Source organism: Salipiger sp. PrR002, assembly GCF_010500775.1.
Taxonomy (GTDB): Bacteria; Pseudomonadota; Alphaproteobacteria; order Rhodobacterales; family Rhodobacteraceae; genus Salipiger.
In genome coordinates this window covers 25,588-43,436 of record NZ_JAAGOU010000017.1, presented here as the reverse complement: position 1 = coordinate 43,436, position 17,849 = coordinate 25,588, and the positions used below count along the sequence as shown (strand labels likewise).

Sequence of the window (17,849 nt, the reverse complement as noted above, 5' to 3'; positions counted from 1 at the left end):
AAGCCCGACCCGGGGCGGGAAAAGCACTGGCAAAGCCATCCCGCAAGAGGACCCCATGCAGCAGCACGACATCACGGTGATCGGCGGCGGTCTCGTCGGCAGCGCGCTGGCGCTCGGACTGGCCGCCGCGGGGCAGCGCGTGCTGGTGCTGGATGGCGCGGATCTTTCCGCCCGCGCCTCGCGCGCCAATTTCGGCCTCGTCTGGGTCTCGGGCAAGGGGCTGGGCAATCCGGCCTATGCGCGCTGGTCATATGAGGCGGCCAAGCTTTGGCCCGCCTTCGCGCGCGATCTCGCGGCGCGCAGCGGTCTTGACGTGGCGCTCGACCAACCCGGCGGCTACAGCTTTGCGCTCTCGTCTCGCGAACTGGACGAGATCACCGCCGACATGGCCCGGATCACCGAAGAGACCGGCGGCGAAGGTGCCCCATGGCGCAGCCTGTCGCGCGCCGAACTGCTGCGCGAGATCCCCGGCATCGGCCCGGACGTCGTTGGCGCGACCCATGGCTCCGCCGATGGCCATGTGAACGCGCTGCGGCTGTTCCACGCGCTGCACCGCGCCGGGGCCGCTGCGGGCGTCACTTATCAGGCGCAGCGCATCGTCGAGCGGATCGAGCCGCGTGCCAGCGGCTTCCACCTCACCGGCGCATGGGGCGAGATCACCACGCCGCGCGTCGTGCTGGCCGCAGGCACCGGCACCGAGGCGCTGGCCCCGATGGTCGGTCTGCGCGCGCCGCTCAGGGCCAGTCGCGGGCAGATCGTGGTGACCGAGCGCGTCTCGGGCCGCCTGCCGTTTCTCAGCGCGATCATCCGCCAGACCGACGAGGGCAGCGTTTTGATCGGCGACAGCGACGAGGGCGATACCGCAGAGATCCCCGGCAACCCCGAGATCGCAGCGCTGCTCGGCGCCCGCGCCATCCGCGTCTACCCGCCGCTGGCGCAGCTTGGCGTTGTCCGCAGTTGGACCGGCTTTCGGGTGAAGCCACTGGATGGCGCGCCGATCTATGACCACTCGGCGCACCACCCCGGTGCCTATCTGGTGCTCTGTCACAGCGGCGTCACCCTCGCCGCGCTGCACGCCCTGCGCGTCGCGCCAAAGATCGCCGAGGGGGCGCAACAGATCGGCCCTTCGGCGTTTTCCTCCGCGAGGTTCCATGTTCCGGCGTGATCCCCTGCCCCCCGAAGACACCATCGAGATCCTGCTCGACGGCGAACCCCTTGCTGCCCGCCGCGGCGAGACGGTGGCCCTTGCGATGCTGGCGGGCGGAGTTCAGCACTTCCGCGGCAGCGCGGTCAGCGGAGCGCCGCGCGCGCCCTATTGCCTGATGGGCGTGTGCTTCGAATGCCTCGTGACTATCGACGGCGTTGCCAACCGGCAGGCCTGCATGGTCACCGTCGCGCCCGGCATGCGCGTCACCCGCCAATCCGGTGCCCCCGAAATCCTCCCCGGCCTTCCCCCGGAGTCGCCGCAATGAGTCGCACGCTGCCGGACACCGCCGAACTGGTGATCATCGGGGCCGGTCCCGCTGGCATGGCCGCCGCGCTCGAGGCGCGGGCGGCGGGCGTCGAGGTGCTGCTGCTCGACGAGGCCCCGGCGGCGGGCGGCCAGATCTGGCGGGGGATCGGCGCGGCCCCGGAGGCGCGCAAAACGCTGCTCGGGCCGGACTACGCCAAGGGCGCACCGCTGGCCGAGGCCTTTGCCAAATGCGGCGCGCAGCATGTGCCGGGCGTTTCGGTCTGGGGCGTCATGCCGGAGGCCGAGGGCGGCGGCCGGATCGGCCTCACCCTTGACGGGGCCGCACATCTTCTGACGGCCCGCGCGGTGATCTTCGCCACCGGCGCGCAGGAGCGCCCGCTGCCCGTGCCCGGCTGGACCTTGCCCGGCGTGATGGGCGCTGGCGCCGCGCAGATCGCGCTCAAAAGCGGCGGCCTGCTGCCCGAGGGGCGGGTGGTTCTGGCCGGGATCGGCCCGCTGCTCTACCTGCTCGCCGACCAGTTCCTGCGCGCGGGTCTGCGCCCTGCCGCGCTGATCGAGACACCCTCCGAAACCCGCCGCGCCGCGCTGCGCCATCTGCCGGGCTTTCTGCGCTCCGAAGGGTTCCGCAAGGGTGCCGGGCTGATGGCACGGGTGCGCCGTAATATCCGGGTGATCTCGGGCGCCGAGGCGCTAGAGGTGCGCGGCGAGACCCGCGCCGAAGCGCTGCGCTGGAAGCGGCGCGGGCGCTGGCAGGAGATCGGCGCAGAGATGGTGCTGCTGCACGCAGGCGTCATCCCCTCGCTGCATCTCGCCGCCGCCGCGGGCGTCCCGACCCGCTGGAAGCCGGTGCTGCGCTGCTTCGAGCCCGAGGCCCGCGAGGATGGCAGCACCGCACTGCCCGGCCTCTTTCTCGCCGGGGATGGCGCGACGATTGGCGGTGCAGACCGCGCCCTGCCCTCCGGGCGGCGCGCCGCACTGGCGGCGCTGGCGCATTTGGGTGCCCCGGTCGATCCGTCCCGCCACGCCGAAGCGCTGCGCGCATGGCGCAAGGCCGATCTTGGCCGCGCCTTCATCGACCGCTGGTTCGCCCCGCCGCCCGCACTGCTCGCCCCGCGCGGCGACACGCTGGTCTGCCGCTGCGAGGAGATCAGCGCCGAAGCCATCCGCGAGGCGGCGCGGCTCGGGGCACCCGGGCCGAACCAGATCAAGACCTACCTGCGCTGCGGCATGGGCCCCTGTCAGGGCCGCATGTGCGCCACCAGCGTGACCGAGATCATGGCCGATGAGACCGGACGCGCGCCGTCCGAACTGGGCCATCTGCGGCTTCGCACGCCCGTTCGCCCGCTGCGCCTTGGGGAACTGGCGCAGCTTCCTGCGGGCCGCGCCGCACAGCAGGCCGCACTGGGAGATCACCCGCTGCCGCAGACACCTCTGCCCGGCCTTACGGGCCGCAAAGACCAAGGGTGACGTAGGGGCAATAAGGCCACATCTCCGCCCAGCATTCGCGCATGGGTAGATACAGAATTGCTTTTTTCACGCGGCTGTGAAATCCTTTTGACAGGGATTTCGCACCGCGAATTAACTCAGCGAAATCATATATTTCTAGATCATGTTTCTTGCGAGTTCCGCCTCGGCAGCGCGCGAAATCCATCCCGGGCCGACGGTTTTCAAAGTCAGAGTCACCTCAGGAACGAGGATATTTCCATGCCCCTGCGCCCGTCCCTTCCCTTCTGCCTGATTGCCACCAGCCTCGCCGCCACCGCCCTACCGCTCGCCGCCACCGCGCAGCAGGGCGGGCCGCAGTTCAGCTTTGGTCTGACCACCTATGCGGATGCGGCCATCGAGGGCGACGCCGATGACGACGGGCGCTACAGCTGGCGCGCCGACATCAAGATGTCCTACGGCGAGATCTGGGACGGCGGCTCGGTCAGCGCCCATCTTGAATATAACGACGGCGACGATTTCGTCGGCTTCGGCGAGGGCGGGGTGATCTGGCCGACCAACGTTTTCGCGGCGCTGCCGCGCGCCACCGCCAATGAGAACACCACGCTCTCGCTGACCGTGACACAACAGTTCTCGCCCAGCACCAGCCTGACCTTCGGCAAGTTCAACGTCATTGATCTGGCCGAGCAGACGCCGCTTATCGGCGGGCAGGGTCAGGGCGGCTTCCAGTACACCGGCCTTGCGGCGCCCGGCAACTTCGTGCTGCCGCCCTATGTGTTCGGCGGCATGCTGGCGGTGAAGACCGATCCGATGATCTTCTCGTTCTTCGTCTATGATCCGAACAACGCGCAGGGCGAGGATTTCTGGGACAATCTGTTCGACGATGGCGCGGTCTATAACGGCACCGTGACCTTCGCGACGGCGCTCAACGGCCAGCCGGGGTTTTACAACCTCAACCTCGTGCATTCGACCAAGAAGGGCACGGACTATGAATCGCTGCTGCTGTCGCCCGACGACGACAGTTTCGCCGGCAGCAAGCAGGGCGTGAGCTACGCCGGGATCAGCTTCCAGCAGTACCTCTGGAGCAACCCTCAGAACCCGATGCAGGGCTGGGGGGTCTTCGGTCAGGTCGGCTTTGGCGACGGCAACCCCAACCCGCTTGATGCGCTCTATCTCGTCGGCGTCGGCGGCAACGCCCCCTTCGCCGGGCGTGAGAGCGACCGCTGGGGCCTCGCATGGTCGCGCTACGACTGGTCCGACAAGCTGGGTGAGGCGCTGGATGCCTATGGCGTGAAGCTGCAGGACGAATGGGCGGTCGAGGCGTTCTATGAGGCGGCGCTGAACGAGAACTGGCGCTTGGGCGGCAACATCATGCGCGTGCAGCCGAGCTTCGAAAGCTTCGACGATTACACGCAGATCGGCTTCCGCCTGCGCGCCACCTTCTGATCCTGCGCACCCCACAAAAAAGACTGTCCCCGCGGGGACAGTCTTTTTCGTTGCGCGTCAGACGAAGGTGAAATTGCGAGGCGCGCCCCGAGCGCCGCGCTACAAAGCACCCTCATCAGAGGTGCCGGGCTCTGGCGCTGCACCCCCTGACCCCGAGGTGTCGAAGCTGATCTCGATCACCTCGAACGGGTCGAGCGTCACCTGCACCGTGGTGCTGTTCACCGCGATATCGGTCAGCTCGGCGCGCACGTCGTTTTCGTTGATGGAGTAGCGCTGGCCGTTGACGAGGAGGCTGTCGGCCTCCTGAAAGCCCTCGCCCGGCACGTAATGCACGCCGTCGCTGGAGTTGGCCGAGACATCCGCGCCGATCTTCACCGCCGAGGCGGAGGTATAGCCCGGTACCAGCGCCCCGAGGTCAAGCTCCAGCTCGATGGTATCCGTGGCGCGCGAGGCGACGTAGACGACCGTGCTGTCCTCGGACTGCCATGCGTGGAAGGTGAAGCTGCCGTCCTCGATCGACAGATCCGTGTCCAGCAGTTCGAGCCCCGGCAGGCTGGAACTCATCAGATCGAAGGTCGCGCCGTTGATGGTGTTGAGCACCCGCCCCTCGGCATCGGTGATCACCTCCTCATGCTGTTTGCCCGCCAGATCGGTCGGCGTGTTGTGCTGCACCGGCCAGACATGCGCGGCGTCCACCCCCAGCGCGTTCATACGCGCGACCATCTCGACCAGCACCGAGGCCGAGCGCAGCCCGGTTTCAGTGGTATCGGAGGTGCGCACGTTCCATTCGGTGATGTAAAGGTCCAGATCCTTGTCGAACGCCTCGTCCCAGACGGCATAGTCGCGGTCGATGAAGTTCATCTCGCCGCTGGTGCCTTCGAATTCGGTGACGGTCTTGTTGTAATAGTAATGCTCGACCACCCCGTCGATCGCCTCGCGCGCCTCGGTGCCCAGTTGGGCGATGATCGTGCGGTTGGCATCCTGCACGCGCTGCAGATAGGGCCGGTCATCGACCGAGCCGTGGTATTCCGAGCCCGCGAAGGGCGAGGCCATCTGCACAATGATGGCGGCCTGATCCTCTTCGCCAAAGCCCGCATCCTCCATGCCGCGCGCCAGAGCGACGGCGGCGACATCGGCCTTCGAGCCATAGGCGGTCTCACCCATGCTCCAGTATTCATTGCCGATCTCGAAGGCTTCGACCACATCGCTGTAGTCCGTCATGACGGTCTGCGCGAAGCGCGCAATGTCATCGTCCAGCGCCTCGAACTCAGCCACGCTGTAGTTCTTGGTGGGCAGCACCAGCGTCACCTGCGCGCCGTTCTCGCGCGCCCAATCGAGCATGTCGGTGAGCTCCTGCCGCAGCACCCATGCGCCGTCCGAACGCTTCATTTGCAGGATATTGAGAAAGCCGTCGCCGTCCTCTTCGAGATCGCCGCTGTCGCCCTGCCCCGCCGGGAAGCGCAGATGGCTGATGTCGAGCGCATCCGCCGCCGCGCCGAAGTTGTCCAGCGGCAGGCCGCTCTCGGTGTTGACGCTGAACACGAGGTTGCCGCCAAAGAAGGCGCCATCCAGCCACTCGCCCGTGCCGGTGGCGGCGGTGACGGAGATATGCGTGCCGTTGAACGCGGGCGGCGCTTCGGCGCGCGCCGTCGCGGGCCAGAGGCTGCCGGAGGTGAGCGCGCCGGACAGCAGCAAGAGCATGAAGATCAAACGCATCGGAAATACCGCTTAAAGGCACAGGCACAGGATCACGCCATGCAAACATGAAAACGGGCACGCCGGAAGGCATGCCCGTGTTTTGCGCCGCGATGCGATCTTAGATCAGCGCGCGCGGGATCGCCTCGTCCCATGTCTTGGCAAAGACCTCTTCGCCGTTCAGCGTCACGACCATGGTGGCCTTGAGGAAGAAGGTCTCGGCGTCGCAGGTCATCTCGCCATCAAGCAACGAGCGGGTCATCCAGCCGTCGCGCCCCATCTCATAGTCCTGATGCAGCTTGTAGCGCGCCGAGGTGGGATCCTCGGGATGGATGGTCAACTCGCGGCGCAGGCTGTGCGAGAGCACCGTGCCGATCTCGTCGAAGCGCAGCACGCCCTCGCCGAAGAGCCCGCCCTCGCCGTTCGTCACATAGGTGACCTCGCCGGTGAGATAGTCGGTGGTCACTTGCCGCTCGAGCTTGGCGGGTCGGATCATGGTGATCGGGCAGGCCGGACCATGCGCCGGAGGCTCGAAGCCGGGATGCGCATCGTCGCCCGCGCGCTGCGGCAGATGCAGCAGGCTGTGCGCGGTGTCGATGGTCAGCGTGGCGGCCTCGGGCGCGGGCCAGATAATCGGCCAATAGGCGGTGCCCACCGAGATGCACAGCTTGTGGCCCGCGGCGAAGCGGTGGCCGCAGGTCGAGAGTTTGACCTTCACCGTCTCGAATTGGCCCGGCACCAGCGCCTCGGGCGCCTCATGTCCGTTGCGATGCGTGAGGTTCAGCACCTGATAGCTGACGCGCGTGACCTTGCCGTCGGGCGCGACGTCGCCAAGGCGCACCACCACCTGCGCCACCGGTTTGTCGGAGGCGAGATGCAGGTCCAGTTCGGGCACGCCGAGGATTTCCAGATCGTCCTGCAGCACCTCGGTCTCGAAAACCAGCGCGCCGCCATCCTCGATGCGCTGGTCGGCGGGCATCTCCCCCGCGCAACCGACGCCCATCCATTCGCCCGAGGCAATGCCGTGGCTCTGCGGCGAGCGGATCGGCAGCAGGCCGCCCTCTTCCGGCGCATCGGTGAGCGCGCCGCCGGGTGTCAGATGCATCGCGCGCATCGGCTCGGCGAGGGGCCAGTCAGAGCCCACCCAGCGGCCCGGCTGATCGGGGCGCGAGGTGTCGGGCGCGATGGGATCGTTGATGTAGGCGCGCAGCTTGGGCTCCTCCATCACGCCGCTGTCCTCGCCCTTGAGCCATTGGTCCCACCAGCGCACCGCCTCTTGCAAGAAGCCAATCGCCGGGCCGGGCACGCCGTCTTGCGGGTAGACGTGCCCCCAAGGCCCGATGATGCCACGGGTGGGCACCGACAGGTTCTCGAGCAGGCGCGGCACGGAGTTGGTGTAGCTGTCGGCCCAAGCGCCGACGACCATCACCGGGCATTCGATCGCCGCGTAATCCTCCTGCACCGAGCCGTGCTTCCAATAGGCGTCATAGCTTTGGTGCTCGGCCCACATCGCGGGGAAGAAGGGAAGCGTTTCCAGACGCTTCTGCCAGTCCTCGCGCCAGCTTTCGCCAACCACCTCGGGATCGAGCGGGCGGGCTTGATAGCCCATCATGATCGAGCCCCACCAGAAGTTGTCGTTCAGCAGGCAGCCATTCATGAAGTGAATGTCGTCCTTGAAGCGGTCGTCGGTGGAGTAGCAGGTGATGATCGCCTTCAGCGCCGGGGGCCGCCGCGCCGCGACCTGCAGCGAGTTGAAGCCCGACCAGCTTTTGCCCATCATCCCGACGTTGCCGTCGCACCAATCTTGCGCCGCGATCCATGCGATGACCTCGCAGGCATCGTCCTGTTCCAGCTCAAGGTATTCGTCGGCCATATGGCCCTCGGACTCGCCGGTGCCACGGATATCGACGCGCACGGCGGCATAGCCGTTCTCGGCAAAATAGCCGTGCATCGCCTCGTCGCGGCCACGGGTGCCGTCGCGCTTGCGGTAGGGGATGTATTCCAGAACCGCCGGAACCGCGTGGCTGCGGGCGCCTTCGGGCAGGAACAGCCGGGCGCTGAGGCGCGTGCCGTCGGCCATGGGGATCCAGACGTGTTCGATGAATTCGGTGGCCATGATGACTTCCGTTTATCGTGTGTATTCAGATGTGTGTTCGGGTCAGGACGCGCGGGCGGCCAGCACCTTGTCGAGCCACCCACGATCCAGCTGCGGCACCGAGTCCAGCAGCTTGCGGGTGTAGGGATCGCGCGGCGTTTCAAACAGCGTGGCGGTGTCAGCCTCTTCGACGATCCGGCCCTTCTGCATCACCACCGTGCGGTCGGCGAGGCGGCGCACCACCGACAGATCGTGGGTGATGAAGAGGTAGGTCATGCCAAGCTCGTCCTGCAGCTTGCGCAGCAGGCGCAGGATATCCTCGGCGACCAGCGGATCGAGCGCCGAGGTGACCTCGTCGCAGATCATCAGATCGGGCTCGGCGGCGAGCGCGCGGGCAATGCAGACGCGCTGTTTCTGCCCACCGGAGAGGGCACCGGGCAGACGTCCGGCCATCTCGGCGGGCAGGCCGATCAGATCCAGAAGCCGCGCCACCTCGTCCCGTTGCGCCTTGCCCTTCAGCCCGCGGAAGGTCTGCAGCGGGCGGCCGATGGTCTCGGCTACGGTCTGGCGCGGGTTCAGCGCCACGTCGGGCAATTGGTAGATCAGCTGAATGCGGCGCAGAAGGTCCGGGCCGCGCTTGCGGTAGCTTGTCGGAAGCGCTTGTCCGTCGAACTGCACTTGCCCCGCCGAAGGCGGCAGCAGCCCCGCGACCAGCCGCGCCAGCGTGGATTTGCCCGAACCGGACTCGCCGACGATGGCGACGGTCTCGCCGCGCTTCACCGACAGATCGACGTCATGCAGAACCGGCGTCTTGCCGTAGGCGGCAGAGACATGATCCACCCGCAGGATCTCTTCGCCGGTACGGTGATGCGCCCCCGCCTCGGCGTTGAGGCTCGCCTGCCGTTCCGAGACCAGCCGCTGCGTGTACTCCTCGCGCGGCGCGCTCAGGATCTGCTCGGTGGTCCCGGTCTCAACCTCGGCGCCGTGGCGCAGCACCATCAGCCGGTCGGCGACCTGCGCGATCACCGCAAGATCATGGGTGATGTAGAGCGCCGAAGTGCCGTATTTGCGGATCGTCTCGCGCAGCAGCAGCAGCACCTCGATCTGCGTGGTCACGTCGAGCGCCGTGGTCGGCTCGTCGAGCACGAGGATGTCGGGCTTGCAGGACATGGCCATGGCGACCATCGCGCGCTGCAGCTGCCCGCCAGAGACCTGATGCGGGTAGCGGCGACCGAAGGTTTCGGGCTCGGGCAGGCCGAGCGCGGTGAAAAGCTCGATCATCCAGCCGCGCGCCTCACCGGCATTCATCAGCCCGTGCCGCAGCGGGCCTTCCATGATCTGCCGTTCCAGCCGGTGCGCGGGATTGAAGGCCGCCGCCGCGCTCTGCGCCACATAGGCGATGCGCGCGCCGCGCACGGCCTCGCGTTCGGACCTTGTCGACGACGCCAGATCGTGGCCTGCCAGTTCGATGCTGCCGCCGGTGATCCGGCAGCCGCCGCGCCCATAGCCCATCGACGCAAGGCCGATGGTCGATTTGCCCGCGCCGCTCTCGCCGATCAGGCCGAGGATCTCGCCCTGTTCGAGGTCGAGCGACACGCCATGCAGCAGTTCCACGCCCTCGGCGGTGGCGACGCGCAGGTCGCGGATACGAAGGATATCGCTCATCGGTTGTCTCCCTGCACGGTGGTGTGGCCTGACAGCAGCCAGTCGACGGTGAGGTTCACCCCGATGGTCACCAGCGCGATGGCGGCGGCGGGGAAGAGCGGCGCGTAGAGCCCGTAGAGGATGCCCTGCTGATTGTCGCGCACCATCCCGCCCCAGTCGGCGAAGGGTGGCTGCACGCCAAGCCCGAGGTAGGAAAGCCCCGCGACGAAGAGGAAGGTGAAGCAAAAGCGCATGCCGAACTCGGCCACCAGCGGCGGCAGGGCGTTGGGCAGGATCTCGCGGCGGATCATCCAGCCAAGGCCTTCGCCACGCAGCCGGGCGACCTCGGCGTATTCCATCACGTTGATCCCCTGCGCCACCAGCCGTGCGAGGCGGAAGACGCGGGTGCTGTCGAGGCAGGCGATGGTGACGATCAGCACCGGCAGCGACGAGCCGAGCGCCTGCAGCACCACCAGCGCCGAGATCAGCACCGGGATCGACATGACGGTGTCGACGACGCGCGACAGCACCAGATCAAGCCAGCCGCCCCGGATCGCCGCAAGAATGCCGAGCGGCACGCCAATGGCGAAGGACAGGCACACGGCGGCCAGCGAGATGCCGATGGACATCTGTGCGCCGTAGAGCAGACGCGAGAGCATGTCGCGGCCGTTCTGATCAAAGCCCAGCGGATGGCCCGGCTGCGGCATGTCGAACGGCATGCCGACGATCTCTTCCTGTCCGAAGGGCGCGAGCATCGGGCCGAAGAGGAACAGGATCGCGTTGGCGGCGATCAGCGCCATGCCGATCCAGCCGGTCAGCGGGATATTGGAAAGACGGCTCATCTTACGCCTCCTTTCCGCGCGGGTGGCGCAGGCGGGGGTTGAGCGCGATGGCGGCGATGTCGGCGATCATGTTGAGGATCACGTAGGCGGCCCCAAAGATCATCGCGGCGGCCTGCACCATCGGCAAATCGCGCTTCGACACGGCGTCGACCATGAAGCGGCCCAGCCCGTTGTAGTTGAACACCGCCTCGACCAGCACGACGCCGGTGATCAGATAGGCGATGTTGAACGACACCACATTGACGATCGGCGCGGCGGCGTTGGGCGCGGCGTGGCGCATGACCACACGGCCATTCTTCAGCCCCTTGAGGAAGGCGGTCTCGATATAGGGCTGGTCCATCACGCCCAGAACCGTTGTCCGGGTCATGCGCAGGATTTGCGCCATTGTGACCATGACCAGCACCAGCATCGGCAGGGTGGTGGCGTTGAACCAAGCGGCAAGCCCCATGCCCTCGTAAGTGTCGGCAAGGCTCGGCAGCCAGCCGGTTTTGACCGACAGCCAGAGCACCAGCAGCAGGCCCAAGAAGTATTCCGGCAGCGACACGAAGGCGAGCGCGGCGATATTGGCGGCGCGGTCAAAGATCGTGCCACGCTTGGCGGCGGCGAGAATGCCAAGGCCCACGGCCAGCGGCACGGCGATGACCCCGGCGTAGGCCGCCAGCGCCATGGTGTTCCAGAAACGCGGCCACAGCAGATCCGAGACCGGCTGGCCCGAGGCCATAGAGCGGCCCATGTCGCCGGTGAGGATCCCGCCCAGCCAGTCGAAGTAGCGCTGCAGCGCGGGCACATCGAGGCCCAACTCACTGCGCAGCGCGGCGAGGGACTCGGGCGTGGCGCTTTGTCCGAGGATGGCCCCGGCCACGTCGCCCGGCAGGATCTCGGTTCCGGCAAACACCAGAACCGAGACCAGCCAGAGCGTCAGCAGCCCGAGGCCGGCACGTTTTGCGATCAGCGAACCCATCAGGCGTCCAGCCAGACCTTTTCGGCCATGCGCGCGCCCATCAGGTTGAACATCGCATGGGGTTTCACACCCTTCACATCCGTCGACACCGCGTCGAGGTAATCGCCGAACATCGGGATCATCGCGCCGCCGTCCTCATGGATCAGCGCCTGACACTCCCAGTAAATCTCGCGGCGCTTTTCCTCGTCGAGCAGCGCCCGGGCTTCTTTCAGCAGCGCGTCGAAACGCTCGTTGCTCCAGCGCGTGTCGTTGTAGGAGGAGGTGGACTCATAGGCGATCGAGAGCATCTGGTCGGCGGTGGGGCGGCCACCCCAATAGGACATGCAGAAGGGCACCTGCATCCACACGTCGCTCCAGTAGCCATCCGCCGGTTCGCGCTTGATGGTCACATCAACGCCCGCGCCGGTGGCCGCGCTGCGGAAGACCGCCGCCGCATCCACGGCGCCGGAGAAGGCCGCGTCGGAGGCCGAGAGCGTGACCGCGAGCGGATCGAACCCCGCTTTCTTGGCGTGGAAGCTCGCCTTCTCGGGATCATAGGCGCGCTGTTCCAGCTCGGAGTTGTAGAAGCGGTCGGTCTGCGGGATCGGGTGGTCGTTGCCCAGCTGGCCGAACCCTGCGAGCGCGGTCTTCAGCAGCTGCTCGCGGTCGACGGCGTATTTGATCGCGAGGCGCGCGTTCACGTCGGTGAAGGGCGCCTTGGTGCAATCCATCAGGAAGGTGAAATGCTGACCACCGGCAGAACGGACGATCTCGACCTTGGGGTTGCGGCCCAGCAGGTTCACGGTCTTGAAGTCGACCGCGTTGATCGCGTGCACCTGCCCCGACATCAGCGCGTTGGTGCGGGCGGTCACATCGTTGATCACCACCACTTCGACGGCATCGACGTTGGCGCAGCCGGGCTTCCAGTAGCTCTCGTTGCGGACAAAGCGGCCACGCACGCCGGGCTCGACACGCTCGGGGATGAAGGGGCCGGTGCCGACGGGATTGGACCAATCGTCGAAACCTTCGGGCACCACCAGCAGGTGATAATCCGACAGCAGGTAGGGCAGATCGGCGTTGCCGCTCTCCAGCGTGATGCGGATCTGATGATCCGACAGCTTCTCGATCTCGGTGATCGGCGCGAGGATCGAGCGCGCCGCAGAGGAGCTTTCGCCCCGATGCAGGTTGAGCGAGTAGATCACGTCATCGGCGGTGAGGCTTTTGCCGTTGTGGAAGGTCACGCCCTGCCGGATGTCGAACACCCAGGCTGCGGCGCCCTCTTCCGCGTCCCATGCCGAGAACAGCTCGGGCTGGGCGATGTTGTCGCTGTCGATCTCGACCAGACCGTTCATGACCATATAGGCTTGGTTTACCGGCACCCAGTCGGCCAGCTTGCGGATGTCGAAATCATCGGTGGTCGAGCCGCCGCTGATCCCGAGCTTCAGCGTGCCACCCTTGCGCGGCGCATCCTGCGCACGCAGCGGCAGGCCACTGAGGCCCACGAGGCCCATGCCTGCGGCCCCGGTAAGAAGTCCGCGGCGGCTGATACCGGACATGTCATGAACGATCGTCATGTCGTCTCTCCTGTGGATTTTTCGTTATACGCGGCTCTTGGCCGGCTTGACGCAGAACATCCGGGGGATTGCTTAGAGGCACAAATGATTTTTTGTCATACCCCTCTGAGCGGGTCTCAGGGCTCGGGTTTTCCGGCGCTATATCAGCGGCTTGCGAAGGGGTGCGCGCTAGGCCCCGCGCCAGCGGCGATTGCTTTCGACCAACCAATCACCAACCTGCCGCGCGACCTGCCGTTGGTGCCGGGTGGTGGGACGCATGAGGTAATACTGGCCATGACCGCGGAAGGGCCGCGCGTCGGCGGGCACCAACTCGCCACTGTCGAGATAGTCGACGATGAACCACGTCCAGCCCATGGCGATGCCCACGCCGCGCCGCGCCGCCTCGACCGAGAGGTGGTAGTCGCCGAGCTTCCAGCGCGTCGCCGCCTCGGGCAGTTGCACGTCCATCGCGGCGAGCCAGTTGCCCCAGTCCGTCCACTCCTTGTGGGTCTCTTCGACGGTCAGCAGCAGCGGCGCCTCGGCCTCGGTCAGCGGCGTCGCGCCCGGTGCCATCACCGGCATCATCTCTTCGGGCCCCAGCACATCGACCACGTGATCGGCGGGACGGTTCGGACGGTAGTAGATCGCGAGGTCATACTCGTCGTGGCGCAGCTGCTGAAAGAAGTCGTTGACGATCAGCTTCAGTTCCAGCCCCGGAAAGGCGTCGCGCAGCCGGGTCAGGCGCGGCAGCATCCACAGGTCGGCCACGGCGCGCGAACAGGCGATGGTCACCTGATCCTGCCCGCGCCGGGTCAGCTGCCCGGCCTCAAGCGATTGCAGCGCGTCGAGCGCGCGTCCCACCTCCTTGGCGTATTCCTCGCCGATGCGCGTCAGCACCACGCCCGAGGGCTGGCGTTCGAAGAGCGCCGCGCCGACGTGATCCTCGAGCTGCGCGATCTGCCGACTGATGCCGCTCTGAGTGAGCGCCAAAAGCTCGGCGGCGCGGGTGAAGCTGCCGCAGCGCGCCACGGTCTGAAAGGCGAGCAGGCTGCGCAGCGGCGGGAGACGACCAATATCCATGCGCCGCTTATAATGCGCCACAGCGGGGCTGCGAAGGGGGATGCGCTGGCCCCGTCTGATACGGGGCCAGCACAAGGATCCGCGCGGGATCAGGCGAGTTGCCGACGGCGTCCAACCAGATGCACGGCGATCTCGACCGCCGCCAGCACCAGCATCGACAGGCCAACCAGCGGGAAGAAGATGCCCGCCGCCACCGCCATCAGCAGCAGCGCGCGCGGGATACGCCAGTCGGCAGGCACCTGCGGCACGCCGAGCGCACCCGAAGGGCGGCGCTTCCACCACATCGCCGCGCCCGAGACGCAGAGCCCGACCATCGCGAGGCAGGCCAGCAGCAGCACGATCTGGTTCACCAGCCCCCATTCTTGGCCCATGTGCACGCTGATGCCCCATTCGGCCCAGCGGCCCAGCGTGCCGAGGTCTTCAAGCATCGCGTCATAGAGCACCTCGCCGCTGTATTGGTCGAGGTGGATCACCCGCTCATAGGTGATGTCGTCAGGATAGACCGAGGCAGTAAACACGCCTTCCGGCCCGCCGGGCATCGAGACCGAATAGCCCGGCACGATGCCCAGATCCTCGACCTTGGCCACCACGGTATCAAGCGCCTGCGGGACGCCCGCGCTCTCACCCGACAGCGGCAGGGGCTGTTTCTCCATGATCCACGGCGCGCGATCGACAGCGTCAGCGACCGGCACCGTCGAGACCGGTTTGCCCGACCAATAGCCATCCGGCATGCCCATCCCCAAGGCATAGGCATAATCGTAGAACTTGCCGCCCCAGACCCCCGACCACGGCAGCCCGGTCATCGCCAGAAAGACGATGAAGACGCCGGTGTAGATCCCCGTGACCGCGTGCAGATCGCGCCACCACGGACGGCCGCGCTTGGCCTTGATGCTGACCGTCCCAAGCTTGCGTCCGCGCGGCAGCCACAGGAAGATCCCGGTGCCCACCAGCAGCACCATCCAGCCCGCCGCGGCCTCGATCAGCCGGTTGCCGAACCAGCCCACATATTCCAGCGAGTGCAGCTTGCGCACCACATACATCGCCGGGCTGCCCGCCGCGCCGCCGTCCCAGAGCGTGCCGAGAACGTCGCCGGTATAGGGATCGACATAGACGGTATCCTTCAGCCCATCCTCGCCGAGGATGTCGACCTCGGCGCTGCGGTCCGCGGCCATGGCGGGCGTGTAGGCTTTCATCTCGCCGGGATGGGCGGCAAGCGCGGCGGCGGTGATCTGCGACGGGGCGAGCGGCGCGCTGCCCTCCTGCACGAAGCGCAGGTTTTGGTAGGCGGCGTCGTTGATCTCATCCTTGAAGAGATAGATGCCGCCGGTGATCGCGAGGATGAGGACGAAGGGTAGGATCACCAGTCCCGCGATAAAATGCCAGCGCCAGACGGCGCGGTAGAGCGCGGCAGAGGCCGCGCGGTGTGTCTGTTCTGTCATGAATCCATTCCGATTGGCCCGCCGGTGGCGGGGCCTTTGCAAGAGCGATCCGGCGGGCTCTCCGCGCGGACCGGTGTCGAACGTGACGGCAGGGTGCCGTCAGAGGGCGACGGGCGGCGCTCTTGGGGAATGGTTGATATTGCGGGCCTGCGCCTCGCGCAGCAGATCCGCGCCCTGCCGCCAGCTTTCATGCGGCACCAGCATCTGGCTGCAGTCGTGGCGGCTGAGCACGGGCGCGTTGGGCAGGCCGTGGCAGAACGGGCAGTGATGCTCGTGCGCTCCGCCCGAGCCGCAGCCATCGCCGTGCAGCATGCCGACCGTCAGCTCAAGCACTTCGAGCGCGGCAGAGCCGCGGTCGGGCGCCATCATGGCTGCCGAGGTCGCGCTGGTCAGGGCCAGAAGACCGACCAGGATCAGCGCAAGGGGATATGTCAGAAGGCTCCGCACCCGCGTGATGTCGCACGAGGCTGCACGCTTGAAAAGCGACAGCTTGTCACGTGACCCTTCGTCCTGCGCCCCGTGACGCAACGGCGCGGCGGGCGGCGCTTCGCTGTGGCGGTGAGCGGCGGGCTAAAACGAAAACTGCCGCGCCCGGGAGGGGGCGCGGCAATCGAATTGGCGAGGGGAGGCTTTTATTCGGCTACATGCGCACGCGCCATGGTGCCGGAGTATTGCTCGTGGAAGTAGGTCATCGTGTCGAGCAGCACATCCTCGAGCGCGATCTTCGGCTCCCAGCCGAGCAGTTCCTTGGCCTTCGAGATGTCGGGCATCCGGCGGTCGCAATCTTCATAGCCTTCGCCGTAGAACTCTTCCGAGCTGACCTCGATGATCGGGTAGTTCTCGTAGGAGGGATCACCGGTGATCTTGGCGTAGGTCTTGCGCATCATATCCGCCAGCTCGGCCATGGTGACCTCGTTGTTGCGGTTGCCGATGTTGAACGCGTGACCATTGGCCTTCTCGGGGTTGTCGAGCATGCGGCAGATCGCATCCACGGCCTCGTAGATCGACACGATGGTGCGGCGCGCCTTGCCACCGTCCACCAGCTTCATCGGATCGCCATTGAGCAGCGCGCCCATGAAGCAGGCCAGAACCCGCGGCACACCATCGCCGTCGCGCTGCGGAATATAGTCCATGCGCGGGCCGAAGAAGTTCAGCGGACGCACCACGGTGAACGGCAGGCCGTCTTCCTTGTGGTGGGCGTAGACAAGACGCTCGACCATCTGCTTGGCGCAGGCGTAGGTCCAGCGCTGGTTGACGATCGGCCCCATGATGAGCGGCGTTTCGTCTTCCTTCAGCTCGTAGAGATCGGGGTTGGCGTATTCGGTATCGCCGACGTAGCTCGACAGCGTGCGGCCGTAGCATTCGCTGGTCGAGAAACTGATGAGCCAGCGCTTGTATTCCACGCAAAGCTCGACGATCGGGTAGACGTCGAAGAGGTTCGACTTGATCACGCTGATCGGGTTGGTGTTGTACTCTGACGGGTTGCAAATCGCCGCGAGGTTGATCACGACGTCGCTGCCTGCGACCGCATCACGCAGATCCTGCTGCGTATCGGGGTCATCAACGTACTTTTGGTGGAGCGTGAAGTTCGGGTGATCCAGATGCTTATGGATCTTCTCGCTCGACGGATCCCACCCAATGATCTTGTGATCGGTGGTGGTGAGCAGACGATCAAGCAGATGGCTGCCAATAAAGCCCCCGCATCCCAGGATAACAATATTCATCGGATTCTCCGTTCCAATTCGCATATTAAAAACACCTCTGGCAGACCCCTGAAAAATTTGGGGGCCCAAAAGGAAATTACGTAAAGTCTTTAGTATCCAAGTTAATAGGAATTAACCCACCTGAATCCTCTACACGATGTTCAGTCAGATGGCCATGACTCGCGCACCCAACCAGCGGCGCGCTCAAGGTGGCTGCCCCATTGTTGGGCGAAACGTCGGGAAGCCTGTCAGCAACCGTATGTTTCAGACCCTCAGCCAGACCGCTTCACGCGCCGATCAGCCTTGAAACCTGCCCCACTCGCCCGAGCACAAAAGCCCGAAGAAGCAGAATTTCGCTGGCCGACGGGTGATCCTTACATGATTCGCCCTTCAGACCCAGAGACTTTGCCGACGGCGCAGCCTTGCGCTGCGCTTCCCCGCTCAGACAGGCAAGGCCCCGCCGATCGCTCGGCGGGGCCCCCTCGCACGGTCCCT

The 17,849-nt window shown here is 66.3% G+C and carries 14 protein-coding genes; 4 read left to right on the top strand and 10 right to left on the bottom strand.

Annotated elements, in window-relative coordinates; genetic code table 11:
- Positions 1–55: 55 nt before the first annotated feature.
- The 4 genes from G0A00_RS16740 (at position 56) to G0A00_RS16725 (ending at position 4,363) form a co-directional block, all read left to right on the top strand.
- On the top strand, positions 56–1,165 hold the full coding sequence (locus tag G0A00_RS16740) for an FAD-binding oxidoreductase (RefSeq protein ID WP_164180780.1): 1,110 nt from the start codon (positions 56–58) through the stop codon (positions 1,163–1,165).
- Complete coding sequence (locus tag G0A00_RS16735; RefSeq protein ID WP_164180778.1) at positions 1,152–1,472, top strand: (2Fe-2S)-binding protein; 321 nt, start codon at positions 1,152–1,154, stop codon at positions 1,470–1,472. Before G0A00_RS16740 ends, G0A00_RS16735 begins: the two co-directional genes overlap by 14 nt.
- Positions 1,469–2,941, top strand: coding sequence for an NAD(P)/FAD-dependent oxidoreductase (locus tag G0A00_RS16730; RefSeq protein ID WP_164180776.1), 1,473 nt, complete (start codon positions 1,469–1,471; stop codon positions 2,939–2,941). Before G0A00_RS16735 ends, G0A00_RS16730 begins: the two co-directional genes overlap by 4 nt.
- Before the next feature lie 237 nt (positions 2,942–3,178).
- The gene (locus G0A00_RS16725) at positions 3,179–4,363 is read left to right on the top strand and encodes a carbohydrate porin (RefSeq protein WP_164180774.1); all 1,185 of its coding nucleotides are present in this window, start codon (positions 3,179–3,181) and stop codon (positions 4,361–4,363) included.
- A gap of 99 nt (positions 4,364–4,462) precedes the next feature.
- Here G0A00_RS16725 and G0A00_RS16720 read toward each other — a convergent pair whose 3' ends face one another.
- The 10 genes from G0A00_RS16720 to G0A00_RS16675 form a co-directional block, all read right to left on the bottom strand.
- Positions 4,463–6,079, bottom strand: coding sequence for a hypothetical protein (locus tag G0A00_RS16720; protein WP_203595413.1), 1,617 nt, complete (start codon positions 6,077–6,079; stop codon positions 4,463–4,465).
- A gap of 100 nt (positions 6,080–6,179) precedes the next feature.
- Complete coding sequence (locus G0A00_RS16715) at positions 6,180–8,174, bottom strand: CocE/NonD family hydrolase (RefSeq protein WP_164180772.1); 1,995 nt, start codon at positions 8,172–8,174, stop codon at positions 6,180–6,182.
- 42 nt (positions 8,175–8,216) lie between these two features.
- Positions 8,217–9,818: an ABC transporter ATP-binding protein gene (locus tag G0A00_RS16710; protein ID WP_164180770.1), complete on the bottom strand. Its 1,602-nt coding sequence runs from the start codon at positions 9,816–9,818 to the stop codon at positions 8,217–8,219.
- Complete coding sequence (locus tag G0A00_RS16705) at positions 9,815–10,639, bottom strand: ABC transporter permease (RefSeq protein WP_164180768.1); 825 nt, start codon at positions 10,637–10,639, stop codon at positions 9,815–9,817. Before G0A00_RS16705 ends, G0A00_RS16710 begins: the two co-directional genes overlap by 4 nt.
- A 1-nt stretch (position 10,640) precedes the next feature.
- Positions 10,641–11,600: an ABC transporter permease gene (locus tag G0A00_RS16700; protein ID WP_164180766.1), complete on the bottom strand. Its 960-nt coding sequence runs from the start codon at positions 11,598–11,600 to the stop codon at positions 10,641–10,643.
- The gene (locus G0A00_RS16695) at positions 11,600–13,153 is read right to left on the bottom strand and encodes an ABC transporter substrate-binding protein (RefSeq protein WP_164180764.1); all 1,554 of its coding nucleotides are present in this window, start codon (positions 13,151–13,153) and stop codon (positions 11,600–11,602) included. Before G0A00_RS16695 ends, G0A00_RS16700 begins: the two co-directional genes overlap by 1 nt.
- 168 nt (positions 13,154–13,321) lie before the next feature.
- On the bottom strand, positions 13,322–14,212 hold the full coding sequence (locus tag G0A00_RS16690) for a LysR family transcriptional regulator (RefSeq protein ID WP_066111475.1): 891 nt from the start codon (positions 14,210–14,212) through the stop codon (positions 13,322–13,324).
- 89 nt (positions 14,213–14,301) lie between these two features.
- The gene (locus G0A00_RS16685; RefSeq protein ID WP_164180762.1) at positions 14,302–15,651 is read right to left on the bottom strand and encodes a PepSY domain-containing protein; all 1,350 of its coding nucleotides are present in this window, start codon (positions 15,649–15,651) and stop codon (positions 14,302–14,304) included.
- A 99-nt stretch (positions 15,652–15,750) separates the two neighbouring features.
- The gene (locus G0A00_RS16680; RefSeq protein ID WP_164214215.1) at positions 15,751–16,020 is read right to left on the bottom strand and encodes a hypothetical protein; all 270 of its coding nucleotides are present in this window, start codon (positions 16,018–16,020) and stop codon (positions 15,751–15,753) included.
- A gap of 263 nt (positions 16,021–16,283) precedes the next feature.
- Positions 16,284–17,375: an NAD-dependent epimerase/dehydratase family protein gene (locus G0A00_RS16675; protein ID WP_164180758.1), complete on the bottom strand. Its 1,092-nt coding sequence runs from the start codon at positions 17,373–17,375 to the stop codon at positions 16,284–16,286.
- Positions 17,376–17,849: the final 474 nt, after the last annotated feature.

Bases quoted from the DNA above. Each gene is read 5' to 3' on its own strand.
- G0A00_RS16710 (WP_164180770.1), bottom strand. From the start codon at position 9,818: ATGAGCGATATCCTTCGTATCCGCGACCTGCGCGTCGCCACCGCCGAG.
- G0A00_RS16740 (WP_164180780.1), top strand. From the start codon at position 56: ATGCAGCAGCACGACATCACGGTGATCGGCGGCGGTCTCGTCGGCAGC.
- G0A00_RS16675 (WP_164180758.1), bottom strand. From the start codon at position 17,375: ATGAATATTGTTATCCTGGGATGCGGGGGCTTTATTGGCAGCCATCTG.
- G0A00_RS16695 (WP_164180764.1), bottom strand. From the start codon at position 13,153: ATGACGATCGTTCATGACATGTCCGGTATCAGCCGCCGCGGACTTCTT.
- G0A00_RS16720 (WP_203595413.1), bottom strand. From the start codon at position 6,079: ATGCGTTTGATCTTCATGCTCTTGCTGCTGTCCGGCGCGCTCACCTCC.
- G0A00_RS16735 (WP_164180778.1), top strand. From the start codon at position 1,152: ATGTTCCGGCGTGATCCCCTGCCCCCCGAAGACACCATCGAGATCCTG.
- G0A00_RS16700 (WP_164180766.1), bottom strand. From the start codon at position 11,600: ATGGGTTCGCTGATCGCAAAACGTGCCGGCCTCGGGCTGCTGACGCTC.
- G0A00_RS16705 (WP_164180768.1), bottom strand. From the start codon at position 10,639: ATGAGCCGTCTTTCCAATATCCCGCTGACCGGCTGGATCGGCATGGCG.
- G0A00_RS16715 (WP_164180772.1), bottom strand. From the start codon at position 8,174: ATGGCCACCGAATTCATCGAACACGTCTGGATCCCCATGGCCGACGGC.
- G0A00_RS16730 (WP_164180776.1), top strand. From the start codon at position 1,469: ATGAGTCGCACGCTGCCGGACACCGCCGAACTGGTGATCATCGGGGCC.
- G0A00_RS16690 (WP_066111475.1), bottom strand. From the start codon at position 14,212: ATGGATATTGGTCGTCTCCCGCCGCTGCGCAGCCTGCTCGCCTTTCAG.
- G0A00_RS16680 (WP_164214215.1), bottom strand. From the start codon at position 16,020: ATGATGGCGCCCGACCGCGGCTCTGCCGCGCTCGAAGTGCTTGAGCTG.
- G0A00_RS16685 (WP_164180762.1), bottom strand. From the start codon at position 15,651: ATGACAGAACAGACACACCGCGCGGCCTCTGCCGCGCTCTACCGCGCC.
- G0A00_RS16725 (WP_164180774.1), top strand. From the start codon at position 3,179: ATGCCCCTGCGCCCGTCCCTTCCCTTCTGCCTGATTGCCACCAGCCTC.